Source organism: Dechloromonas sp. ZS-1 (assembly GCF_039649255.1).
Taxonomy (GTDB): Bacteria; Pseudomonadota; Gammaproteobacteria; order Burkholderiales; family Rhodocyclaceae; genus Azonexus.
This window is the reverse complement of record NZ_JBDIYD010000015.1, coordinates 56,017-67,577: the sequence shown is the minus strand read 5'-3', so window position 1 is coordinate 67,577 and position 11,561 is coordinate 56,017. Positions and strand designations below refer to the sequence as shown.

13 protein-coding genes are annotated in these 11,561 nt (G+C 55.9%); 9 read left to right on the top strand and 4 right to left on the bottom strand.

The window, feature by feature from the left end:
• Positions 1-543: 543 nt before the first annotated feature.
• From AACO21_RS14775 to AACO21_RS14745, 7 genes are all read left to right on the top strand, one after another.
• The gene (locus tag AACO21_RS14775) at positions 544-978 is read left to right on the top strand and encodes a hemerythrin family protein (protein WP_346193291.1); all 435 of its coding nucleotides are present in this window, start codon (positions 544-546) and stop codon (positions 976-978) included.
• 347 nt (positions 979-1,325) lie between these two features.
• Positions 1,326-1,808, top strand: a complete 483-nt coding sequence (locus AACO21_RS14770) for a hypothetical protein (RefSeq protein WP_346193290.1) — start codon at positions 1,326-1,328, stop codon at positions 1,806-1,808.
• A gap of 265 nt (positions 1,809-2,073) precedes the next feature.
• A complete protein-coding gene (locus AACO21_RS14765) occupies positions 2,074-2,679 on the top strand; it encodes a TetR/AcrR family transcriptional regulator (protein WP_346193289.1) in 606 nt (201 codons plus the stop codon).
• Entirely contained in the window at positions 2,676-3,866 is a 1,191-nt protein-coding gene (locus AACO21_RS14760; protein ID WP_346193288.1) for an efflux RND transporter periplasmic adaptor subunit, read from the top strand. The genes AACO21_RS14765 and AACO21_RS14760 overlap by 4 nt, the downstream gene beginning before the upstream one ends.
• The gene (locus AACO21_RS14755; protein ID WP_346193287.1) at positions 3,863-5,056 is read left to right on the top strand and encodes an ABC transporter permease; all 1,194 of its coding nucleotides are present in this window, start codon (positions 3,863-3,865) and stop codon (positions 5,054-5,056) included. Before AACO21_RS14760 ends, AACO21_RS14755 begins: the two co-directional genes overlap by 4 nt.
• Position 5,057: 1 nt before the next feature.
• Positions 5,058-5,762: an ABC transporter ATP-binding protein gene (locus AACO21_RS14750; protein WP_346193286.1), complete on the top strand. Its 705-nt coding sequence runs from the start codon at positions 5,058-5,060 to the stop codon at positions 5,760-5,762.
• A 293-nt stretch (positions 5,763-6,055) separates the two neighbouring features.
• Positions 6,056-6,298 (top strand): hemerythrin domain-containing protein, encoded by a 243-nt coding sequence (locus AACO21_RS14745; protein WP_346193285.1) that lies wholly within the window; start codon positions 6,056-6,058, stop codon positions 6,296-6,298.
• 172 nt (positions 6,299-6,470) lie between these two features.
• On the opposite strand, the gene AACO21_RS14740 is transcribed toward AACO21_RS14745, so the two are convergent.
• The 4 genes from AACO21_RS14740 to AACO21_RS14725 form a co-directional block, all read right to left on the bottom strand.
• Entirely contained in the window at positions 6,471-7,172 is a 702-nt protein-coding gene (locus tag AACO21_RS14740; RefSeq protein ID WP_346193284.1) for a Crp/Fnr family transcriptional regulator, read from the bottom strand.
• 363 nt (positions 7,173-7,535) lie between these two features.
• Entirely contained in the window at positions 7,536-8,150 is a 615-nt protein-coding gene (locus AACO21_RS14735) for a tyrosine-type recombinase/integrase (RefSeq protein WP_346193283.1), read from the bottom strand.
• 471 nt (positions 8,151-8,621) lie between these two features.
• Complete coding sequence (locus AACO21_RS14730) at positions 8,622-9,020, bottom strand: hypothetical protein (RefSeq protein ID WP_346193282.1); 399 nt, start codon at positions 9,018-9,020, stop codon at positions 8,622-8,624.
• A gap of 11 nt (positions 9,021-9,031) precedes the next feature.
• Entirely contained in the window at positions 9,032-10,192 is a 1,161-nt protein-coding gene (locus tag AACO21_RS14725; RefSeq protein WP_346193281.1) for a hypothetical protein, read from the bottom strand.
• A 71-nt stretch (positions 10,193-10,263) separates the two neighbouring features.
• Between AACO21_RS14725 and AACO21_RS14720 the strand changes: the two genes are divergently transcribed.
• Together AACO21_RS14720 and AACO21_RS14715 are read left to right on the top strand one after the other, a co-directional pair.
• Positions 10,264-10,602 carry a hypothetical protein gene (locus AACO21_RS14720; RefSeq protein ID WP_346193280.1) on the top strand — a complete coding sequence of 113 codons (339 nt, stop codon included), beginning with the start codon at positions 10,264-10,266 and terminating at the stop codon, positions 10,600-10,602.
• A 99-nt stretch (positions 10,603-10,701) separates the two neighbouring features.
• Positions 10,702-11,469, top strand: a complete 768-nt coding sequence (locus AACO21_RS14715) for a peptidoglycan DD-metalloendopeptidase family protein (protein WP_346193279.1) — start codon at positions 10,702-10,704, stop codon at positions 11,467-11,469.
• The last annotated feature ends 92 nt before the right edge of the window (positions 11,470-11,561 follow it).

The window sequence follows — 11,561 nt, the reverse complement described above, 5'->3', positions numbered from 1 at the left end:
TTCCGTCTCCAAACCTGCCATTCAAAATACGCAACGGCAGCTATCGGTTGTGAGGTCGGAATACGTGCTGTCGGCCAAGAGCGGAAGTTCGTCGGCACCAGGCAGCCGACGTTCAAATGACCGGTTCGGTCAGAAACCTGCCGGAAGCCCGATTCCCGGACTTCGGCCTTTGCGGTCGTTGGTCTATCGCCCGGTGTCGGGCAGCAACGTGACTGTAAGCTGCCCTTCAGATTCTGGTTGCCTTGAACGGCCGCTTCTTCATCTGGTGAATACGTGCTCCCGACCCAAAACGGCCGTAGCAGTTTCCCGATAGCTGCCCGTCAGCCAAACCCAGGTTCTGCGAACTGAAATGCTCCGAAGCTGCCGTTGGCGACCTAACCCAATCGGCCAGGAACGGACGGTCACTCTCCTGGCTTGATACGACTGCTATTTGCCGTACTACCGCCGGTCATCGCAACATCAGCTGCCTATTCAGACTTTCCAAGTTGTCACACAGACAAGGGACTAATACTATGTAACTAGTCATTTTGTCGGTTTGAATTGATGAGCAATCTTCCACCGTGGACAGATGAGTACCTTGTCGGTAGTTATCTTATTGATGTGCAAAACCAGCGGCTGCACCGGCTCTGCCGACAACTGCTCGACTACTACGCTCATGAATCGCACACTGAGCTTCCAACGCTCTTAGAAGAGTTTGAGGGACTTGCGCGCATGCACTTTGAGACCGAAGAGGCTCTTCTTGCCAAAAATCAGTGCCCAACTCTGGAACCTCATCGTGTTGAGCATGCATTCTATTTGGCTCAAATAGCCAGCCTGAGAGACCAGAGCCCCATTCCTATGCAATCACTAAGCTCGCTGCTTGGGGCATGGATAGGTGAACACCTTGGCGGCACCGATATGAACGATAAATACTACATGCAAGACCGACGCAATTGGGTAGCCCAACGCGCCAAAGCTTTTGGCCCAATTGATGTCTGAGCAGAAAGCCCACGAAGTTTCGCCTTAAAACAGCACGATTCAGTCAATCAATAAGCTATGCGGTCACCAGCAATAGCGGCATGACTTTTCGAGCCTACTCGGAGGGCTATAGTACGAGGCAATGCAATTCAGCTTTGTCATCAGCACCGATGAGGCCGCAGTTGCTCTATGGCAGAAACAGGGCTTTTCGATTGCGACAACACTGCCCAAGATTTCGCCACCAAAGGTTGGGCAATGTGGATTCCTACGTAATGTACCGTTTCCTGAAGCCCGTCTTGGCTTTAAGCTTGCGTTAAGATTAGTTGACTATATTGCTTGGGTATTGCACCCATGCCATAGGAGACCCAATGAAAACCACATTCGCTGTAGTTCTGACTGCCATTGCGCTTGGAGCTTCGCCCTCTATCCTCGCCGCTGAAAGTGCCGCACACAACCATAGCCATGGGAGTGCCGAACCGACAAAGCTCCACCTTAATGCGGGAAAGAAATGGGCAACGGATGCGCCGCTGCGTCAGGCCATGAACGACATCAATCAAGCGATGGCGAAGGCAATACCGGCGATTCACAAGAATCAATTTGGCAACGACGACTATCAAGCATTAGCTACGACCATCAGTGAAAAGGTGGCTTATGCAATACAGAATTGCAAGCTCGAGCCTCAGGCTGATGCGATGCTTCACGTGGTTATTGCAGACCTGATGGAGGGCGCCGAGACCATGAGAGGAACAACTTCAAAGTCGCCTCACGACGGTGCGGTGCAAGCAATTGAAGCGCTGAAGGCTTATGGAAAATATTTCCAGCATACTGGGTGGAAAGCTGCCAAAGGCTGAGGAATCATGTTGTAGCAGCGATGGAAAGTGATTCATAAAACGCCAGCGCCCAAGCTGGCCATCCTTCATTTCGGCAACAGCCAGGCACCAGGCAGCACTCGACCTGCAAACGACGAAGAATCCCCTCGCTCGTCATTTCACTTACAGCCGGTATGCCGTAAAAATCCGGTTCAGTGTCCAACAGTTGCAATAGGCAGAAAGAATATTAGACAAGTCTGAAATGTCTTGACTATACTTGTAAGTAACTTATTACATACAAGAAACCATGTCCCTTAACGCTCGCCAATCAACCGAGTCCCGTCAGGCAGAAATCATCGCCACCGTGGTGGCCCTGGCTGCCGAACGAAATCCCGCCGACGTCACGACGACCGACATTGCCAAGGCGATGAATGTGACGCAGGGTGCCCTGTTCCGCCACTTTCCGACCAAAGAGGCGATGCGACTGGCCGTCATGGAATGGATAGAGACGCAGCTGATGGCCAAACTCGGTGACGCACAAGCATCTGCGCCCGACGTCTTGAGCGGTCTGGAAGCGATGTTCCTGGCGCACGTGAAATTCATACGTGAATTTCCCGGTGTTCCGCGCCTGGTCTTTGCCGAACTCCAGCAACCGGATAGCTCGCCAGTACGGCAGGGCGTGCAACAAATCATGCGGCGCTATCGGCAGATGTTGGCTGAAACCTTGAGCAAAGCCAAAGTTGCGCGGTTGATAAGAAACGATGTGGACGTCCAGGCTGCCGCTGCGCTATTTCTCGGCGCCATCCAGGGGCTGGTGATGCAGTCCATGCTCGGTGGCGTCTCAGCAGATGCTGAAGAGCCGGTACTGGGCGTTCTACACCTCTACCTTGCTGGACTGGGAGCCCAATCATGAAACCCGGCCAGTTCATTAGCCGCAAGCTTGGACTCTGGCTTTTTGCCGCAATGCTCGTCGTCGGCTTTGGTGTGGTGGTCGCCCGCTCAGGCCCGTTATCACCCATTCAGGTCACCACACTCCGCGTGGAGACGGGCTCGCTGTCACCAGCGATATTTGGCATCGGCACGGTCGAAGCCCGCCGTAGTTATCTCATCGGCCCAACGGCTGCGGGACGCGTCAAAGCCGTTCATGCGGATGTCGGCGAAACGGTCAAGGCTGGGCAGTTGCTGGCGGAAATTGCCCCTGTAGACCTGGATGAACGCCTTCGTTCGACAGAAGCCGCTTATGCCCGGGCTGCCAGCGCCGTTACCACCGCCGAAGCACAACGCAAGGATGCCTTGGCCAGACGCCAACTTGCGGAGCTCAATGCCAAACGCTATCGCGACCTGGGCGGGAAAAATTTCGTCAGCCCCAGCGCGGTGGAAGGCAAGCAGCAGGAACTCGATTCGGCTCAGGCGGCGCTTGAGGCCAGCGAAGCCAACCTACTGGGCGCTCGCCAGGAGCAACTTCGTCTGAAGGCTGACCAGGACGGCATCCGCCAACAGCGCGGCAACCTGCGTCTATTGGCCCCACGGGATGCCCTGGTAACGAGCCGTGATGCGGAACCCGGCTCGACGGTGATTGCCGGCCAGGCGGTCCTCCGCCTGGTTGAGCCTGACAGTCTCTGGGTCAAGGCGCGCCTCGACCAGGGGCGCTCGCGAGGGCTGGCGGTTGGACAACCGGTGGATATTGTTTTACGCAGCAATGCCTCGACGTCCCTACCTGGTAAGGTGGCGCGCCTCGACCCGATGAGTGACAGCGTCACGGAGGAGCGCATCGCTCAAATCGCGTTCGAGCGCATCCCCGAGGGACTGAGCGTTGGCGAGATGACCGAAGTAACGGTGAAGACCGGTGCAGCTCAATCCGGGTTGCTGCTCCCGAACGCCGCCATCAAACAGATGCCCCAAGGCAGCGGCGTCTGGAAGCTCAAGAACGGCAAGCCCAGCCTGACGCCAGTGAAGCTGGGCAGCACCAGTCTTGATGGCAGCGTGCAGATTCTCGATGGCTTGGCGGCTGGCGACGAAGTGGTCATTCATAGCGAGCACGAACTCAACGAGAGCGCCCGCATCAAGGTCGTCAGCCAACTGGTGGGGCGACCCAAGTGATTAGCCTGGCCGGGCGCGACATCCTGCACTCCTGGTCAAAGTTCGTCCTGACCGGCATCGGTCTGGGGTTGTTGATTGGCGTGACCCTAACCATGGCTGGCGTTTATCGCGGCATGGTCGACGACGCCAAGGCGTTGCTCAATAACAGCGGTGCCGATATCTGGGTGGTGCAACAGGAGACCCAGGGACCTTACGCCGAATCGTCGAGTCTGCGTGATGACGTTTATCGTGCCCTGCTGGCGCTGCCAGGGATTTCCCGTGCGGCCAATGTCACCTATTTGACGATGCAGGTCCGCCTTGGCAACACCGATGTTCGGGCCATGGTGGTCGGCTTCGAACCCGGGCAACCCGGCGAGCCTGGATACCTAGTCGCTGGTCGGCAGATAACTCGTAGCCATTACGAGGCGGTGGCCGATGTAAAGACCGGTTTTCAATTGGGCGACACGATACGCATACGCCGCCATGACTATCGCGTGGTTGGCCTGACCCGGCGAATGGTGTCATCGGGCGGTGACCCGATGGTCTTCATCCCGCTCAAGGATGCGCAGGAAGCTCAGTTTCTCAAGGACAACGACGCCATTCTCAACGAGCGAGCGCGCACCACTGCCAATCCAAACCTGAACCGACCCGGTGTGCCGGGTCTGCTTGATGCCATCTTGGCTTCGCAGAACGCCAATCACAACGTCAATGCGGTGCTGGTTCAGATTGCTTCTGGAGCCGAGCCGGAGCATGTGGCGAGTGAAATTCGCCGCTGGAAGCATCTGCAAGCCTTTACCCGTGCCCAGATGGAGGAGATTCTGGTCTCCAAACTGATTGCCACCTCGGCCAAACAAATCGGCATGTTCCTGGTCATCCTCGCCATCGTCAGCGCCGCCATCGTCGCTTTCATCATCTACACCATGACGCTGGGCAAGATACGGGAAATAGCCGTTCTGAAGCTTATCGGTACCCGCAACCGGACGATTGCCGGGATGATTCTGCAGCAGGCCATGGGGCTGGGCCTCATCGGGTTCATGGTCGGCAAGACTGCCGCCACCATCTGGGCGCCATTTTTCCCAAAATTTGTCCTGCTTGAACCCGGTGACGCGGTACGGGGATTCATCGTGGTGATGCTCATCTGCGCCCTGGCCAGCACGCTTGCCATTCGGGTCGCCTTGCGTGTCGACCCGGCTACGGCCATCGGAGGTTAAGGTGAAAGGTTTCGGGATTCACATCGAGGGGCTGCGGAAACGCTATGGCGAAGGCGATACGGCGGTCGACGCCCTGAAAGACGTCAATATGACCGTTGCGCCGGGCGAGGTGGTCGGTCTGATTGGCCCGTCGGGTTCGGGCAAAAGTACCCTGCTGAAATGCCTGGGTGCCGTCATCGAGCCGACGGCTGGCCGGATGACCCTGGGTGATGAAGTGATTTTTGAGGATGGTTGGAAGATTTCGGACCTCAGAGCCCTGCGCCGCGACCGGATTGGCTTTGTGTTTCAGGCGCCGTACCTGATTCCCTTTCTGGATGTGACCGACAACGTGGCCTTGTTGCCGATGCTCGCCGGCAAGCCGAATGGCGAAGCACGCAAACGGGCGAATGAACTGCTGGATGCGCTCGATGTCGGCCACCGTGCCAAGGCGAATCCCTCGCAGCTCTCCGGTGGCGAGCAGCAACGTGTGGCGATTGCCCGCGCCTTGGCCAATCAACCGCCGGTAATCCTGGCAGACGAACCGACGGCACCCTTGGATAGCGAACGGGCGCTCAGCGTCGTGCGCATTCTCAACGACATGGCCCAACAGTTTCGAACCGCCATTATCGTGGTGACCCACGACGAGAAAATCATTCCCACCTTCAAGCGCATCTATCACATTCGGGATGGTAAAACCTTTGAAGAGCGAGGACTCGGGGCTGCCTAGCCTGAAGTCGGACAGCTCAGCGTTTCATCCATCCATTCATCAGGGCACAGCACATGTTCTTTGTACTCATTTTCTTGATTCTGGCGGCGATAACGTCTTACCTGTTCCCGGCGTGGTCGTGGGTCACAGTCTCGTTGGTGTCGTTCGGCTGTGTGGCTACGTTGCGGATTTTGCTGGCACTAACCTCACGTTCCGTTAGTGCGCCAAAGAAAGCGGAATAGTTCAGTTTACGGCTAGATAGCCGTATTTATGGCGATACAATTGGGTCAAAATATTCAAGAAAGATATATCGAATGCCCAACAGCCCCACATGGTCGGATAACCTGAGTGTCGGTAAATCCCACATCGACGCCCAGCATAAACAGCTCATCATCCTCTGTGCCCGTGCGGCCGAGTGTGCTTCCGCCACTTCGCACGAAGCTCTGAAAGAGTTTCACGACATTCTGAACGACCTGGCTGTACTGACTGACAAGCACTTTGCCGACGAGGAAGACCTCCTCATTAAAAAACGGAAGTCCAAACCTCGAGGCTCATAGAGCAGAGCACAACGTATATCGCGAGTTGGTAGTGAATCTACTCGTTGATGGAATGGCTGGGCTGCTGGACAGAGCCAAGCTGTATGAAGTCGCAAACGAGTATCTGATTAAGCACATGCTCTAGATGGACCTCGCCGATAAAGCCTATCTGAAAGGCTAATCCAGCAATCCGCTATGGCTTGTCTTGGCATTTTAGGAGGTTGGCCACATTGGGAATCCGTATGTGCTTCCCGCTGACCTCGAGGAGCCCAAGGTCACACAAGTCATGCAGCACCCTGGAAAAGTGTTCCTGAGTGATACTGAGGCGAGAAGCAATAACGCCCTTTCCTGCCGTCAACTCAAACTCAACTTGGTTCGAACCAATTGCAGCCGGCGGCGCGTCTGACATCAAATAGCCAATGATTCGCTGTTTGGCGGATAGTAACGAGTAGGCTTCGACATCCATCATCAAGTCGTGCGTCCGTTTTGCCAGGGCCGCCATCATCTTTCTGGCGAAGCTGTGGTCGTGTTCAAGCTCCTTCAGGATGGCCACCTTGGGGATGTGAACCAGCATCGAATCCTGTAAGGTCTGGGCAAAAACTATATGGACTCCGTCCAGAAACATAACGGCCTCACCAAAGGTCTGCCCCTGCCGCACAATTTCGACAATCTTCTCCGTCCCCTGAGTTGATGTGAATGCGAGTTTGACCTGACCGTAGACCAGCAGATGGAATCCTGAGCAAGCGTCCCCGGCACGAAACAGAACATCCCCCTTTGATGCTGAAACAAGCTTGGAACCTCGGGCGATGCGTTCCAAATCAGCAGTTGCAATACCTGAAAACAAGGGCAAGTTAGCCAAATGGCTTTCAAGGCTGATTGGCTTGTGGTCGCGCATTTTCGTCCCCCGGCGAATGACAATTCGCCCATCATAGTTTGATGCGTATCAAAATTGAAAGTGGCGTTTGCACATTTAGTGACACTGTATTAGCGGCATCTGGGTACGCTTCGTCCGTGACCGTCGGCAGCTATAGGTTCGTTGTTGACGTTGGTTGAAAGTGCTTCAAAGGCTGCTCGTGGCCGCGGTGCTGAAAGGTCTGCCGCCGATTTGCTCGCCGAATACCTGCCGTTCAACTCCGTCGAACGCACAAAAATCAGATGTAACAGTCAACGGCAGGTGGTGGCCGGCAGTGCGCATCCGCCGCCGTCCTCCAAAGCGGCCGCACGCAGTAAGCCACCCGTGCGACCGTCAATCACAGGGCTATATCTCCGTTTGCTCAGAGATTTCGAGAGCATCATCGACTTCGATGCCCAGGTATCGCACGGTGCTTTCCAACTTGGTATGTCCGAGCAGCAACTGAACCGCTCGCAGGTTCTTGGTTCGCTTGTAGATCAATGTTGCCTTTGTTCGGCGCATTGAGTGCGTCCCATAGGCGGAGGAATCCAGGCCAGCGGCCGCGACCCACTGATGCACGATCCGGGCGTATTGCCGAGTCGAGACATGCGGGGAGCGAGCAACGCGGCTGGGGAAGAGGTATTGCTCCGGTTTGAGATTGGCCTTTGCGAGCCAGGCAGTCACGGCCATCCGGGTCGGTTCGGTCAGTTCGAACTGCACCGGCCGCTGCGTTTTGCGCTGGATGACCATCGCCCGGGGTAAGACCTGGCTGCCGTGGGTGACGTCCCGAACCCGTAGATTGACGAGATCACAGCCGCGCAACTTGCTGTCGATTGCCAGGTTGAACATGGCCAAGTCCCGGACCTGATGGGCGTTCTGCAGATGAATTCGGATCGCCCAAATATCCTTCGGTTTCAGAGGAGGCTTTTGGCCGACCAACTTGCCCTTGTTCCAGGCTTCCCGGTGTTGAGAGGCTTCCATGGCAGACTCCTTTGCTGTTAATGGGAGTGTGATTGTTCTGCCAAACCGCGAACGGCAGGTATTGGGTCAGGTCACGAAGGAGTACATCCGGCCACAACCAGCCAGTGACCTTCTCTCGACCACGGCCATTCGAACGGCGGCACCACACTGAAACCTGCCGGATGGGCTACTTCAGCACCTCGGCCAAAACGGCCGTTGGCCCATCGACCGTTGTCAGGCAGCAATCTGGCGCAGACCTGCCCTTCAGCGCCCGGCGGCCCTGAACGTCCGCTTCCTCAACCGCTCTACAGCCGGATCCGACCCAATCCTGACCTTTGAGGCCTTGGGTTTCCAACGGCAGGTTTCTGATTGGAGCTGTCGTTCAGCGCTGCCTATCACCGGCAGCACCTCGGCCAAAGCGGCCATAAGTCAGCTCTCTTCTACCTGGCTGCTTTTAATTCCATTGCCGCCATCCTGGGCAATCAGCGCTCCTCAATTTGCCGGCGACGATCGAGGTGCTGCTGAGCTCGTAACTCTGATGTTCGGCAACATGAAGAGATAGCTATTGGCCAATAGCCCCAAAGCGATCGTTGCTACCCCAAGAGGCAGAGCTGCCGGCGTACCAAGCTGATTCTCTAGCCCAATTTGTAGCCTCCCCAGGCCTTCGAAAATAGCGAGGGAAAGGTTCGGGTCGGACATTGATGAGGGTGTCAAAAGAATAACCAGGCTCTGCATTTGGATGGCAAATGCAATGAAGCAAGTGATAGCCAAACGGCGCTGCAATATTTCTTTCGATACTGAGATTCGCCACCTTGGCAGTGCATGCAGCAAATACGCAACCACGCACCAAGGCAGGAGCAGTGCAGTGATCACGAAAGCGTAACTGTTCATAGAATGACCTCTCAGCGCATTTCCTGAATATCGGTAGCCAATGGCGTCAAGACTTCCTTGATGCGTGGCACTCGGGGGCCATCTATGACCAGAAACACCTGGTTTGGCTCGTTCTCCAGGAAGAGCATTTGTACACCTAGTTCGCGCAATGCCTTGTCCAGATCGACGGCACGTGTTTCGGGTTTGAAACTGAAGACCAGCAACAAAGCTCCCTGTGGAACAGCGATATCCTCCTTCCTGCTGATGCTACCGAGGACGCCTGGTGGGGCGTTGCGCTCCGCCTTGCTGCCGGCAAAACGGCCCTCCCAATAATCCGACTCCTGTCCCTGATGCTGGATCAGTAAGCCAATCACACCGGCCTGGATGACCATGACGGAGGCCGCGAATGCCATCCACCAGCCTTTGCGACGTGAAGTGGCAGTGGTGGCTACTTGAGCGGAACGGGTAGGCAGCGCAACCACCTTGGCCGACAGTTCGCCTTGATCGATTTCGCGACTCAATTGCTGATACAACGACTGGTAAGTACGCCGCTCATCGTCGGCGCCCCCTAAGGGCGTCCCGGTTAGCACGGAATGGTTGGCGATCAGGCGGGGAGCGACAATGCCTGGTTGCGGTTCATCGTTAAAGATCCCATGCGGAAACACCGCAGCGATTTCGCGTAATGCCGTCATCCGTTCGGGCGACATCTGCGCCAGCAGTTTGGCATCGAATGAAACCGGGCAGCGCAAAGGGTTCCATAACTGCACCATGCCGGCCGATGGATCAAACGGCTCATCGGTTTCGGCCTCCAGCAGCACATCCCAAGCAGTGGCGTAATCGACTTCGGAAGCGACCAGCCAACCTGACCAGCACTGACCGCTCTCCTCTGGCTGATCAAGCAGAAAAGCGACCGGACGATTCAGGTTTCGCGAGACCTGCCCGGAACGATCCTGCACCTTGGATAACTGCCGAATTTGCCCGCTTGCCAAGGGCTGGCTGGAATCGAGCCCTGCATTGGTGGCAACCCGCCGGTCAATCGCATCGCGAATGAAGGCTGGCATTTCAGTGGTGGAATCCGCTGAGTTGGCCTCACGCAAATCCGGCTTCGTGGCACAGCCGCAATCCTGATCGGACTTGCCGAACAAATCCTGTTCAATCACCCTTAAAACGGGTATCAGCTGTCGTATCTTCATGGTGTTGAGCCCTCCCATTGGGATAACGAGACCCAGCACAGGATTTTCAAAGCCGCGAGGATGGCTTCGCTATGCTCGCGATCCAGCTCAATGCCCAGCGAATGGCTCAGCCAACGACCGATCGCGGTTTTGTCGTAGCCCAATTCGCATTCCCCTTTCTCGCGGGTACGGGCAGGGTCATGGGCCCGAGTTTGCGAGAGATTTTGGATTTCCGGCAGCTAACTGACCAAATGTTTGGCCGGCAGTCGCTGGCCTCTCACGTGCTGCAAGACGAACATGACTATGACCTCGCGGATCAGCTCACCAGCATCAGCGATATTACTCAGGACTTTGCGCTTCGAACGGAATTCGCCTGCGGTGCCAAGCCGGAGGAGTTGAGCACGGTACGCCAGCGATCGGTGATTAACTGACCATGACTGGACGGTGCCGAATAATTTCTGCAGGTCATTTAAAAATCCGGAATCGACCCTCGTTCTCCCTGCATCAAGGATATAAAGGGAGTTCCGAAAATGATGCAGACCGTTGCCTGGATCGCCTCAGTGCTGGTGTTTGCCACGTTCTATATGCGCGATCAAGTGCGCATGCGCCAGATGGCGGTATTGGCAAATATCACCTTCATCTGCTACGCCTTGCTCGGCTTGGAAAATGGGATTTTCGACAAAGTGCTGCCTATCTTCGTGCTGCATGTTTCATCCCTTGGCCTGAACCTCAAGCGCTTGCGGGAAGCAATGTCTACTCAGGGGGGCAATGTCAGGGCATTTGCCACGAAGGCGGGCCTGCTGTTGATGTCCGGTGTGCTGTCGGTCACGACTCAGGCACACGTGCCTGCGATTTCGGTGCCTGAATCATCCGCCGAGCTGGCCAAAGAAGAGCTTCCAGTTCTGGCGCACGTTTCTGGTGGTTCGCGAATGCCTTCATCCAACCGCTGGCAATGGCCATTGGGCGGGAGCATTCAACGTAATTTTGGCAATGCGGGCAACAAGGGGATCGACATCATGGTTGGCAAGACGGAATCTGTACGCGCTGCCGCTGCTGGACACATTGTTTATAGCGGAAACGGTTTGCCTGGCTATGGCAATTTGATCATCGTGCAGCACGAAGACGGGTACCAAACAGCTTATGGGCTGAACTCCGTACTCGAAGCTCGTGAAGGGCAGTGGGTCGAACAGGGTCAGGCGATTGCACAAGTCAGTGCGACCTCAAATGGACAGGCAGTTCTGCATTTTGAGATTCGTCACCATGGAAAACCGCAGAATCCTGTGGGGCTGCTTCCTTAAAAATGAGTGGATGTCTGCTTTTGAGCAAGGAGCAGCCTCAGGTTGATAGCGGAGCCAAGGGCCGGGTTGGCCGAGTTACAGACCGCCGGATG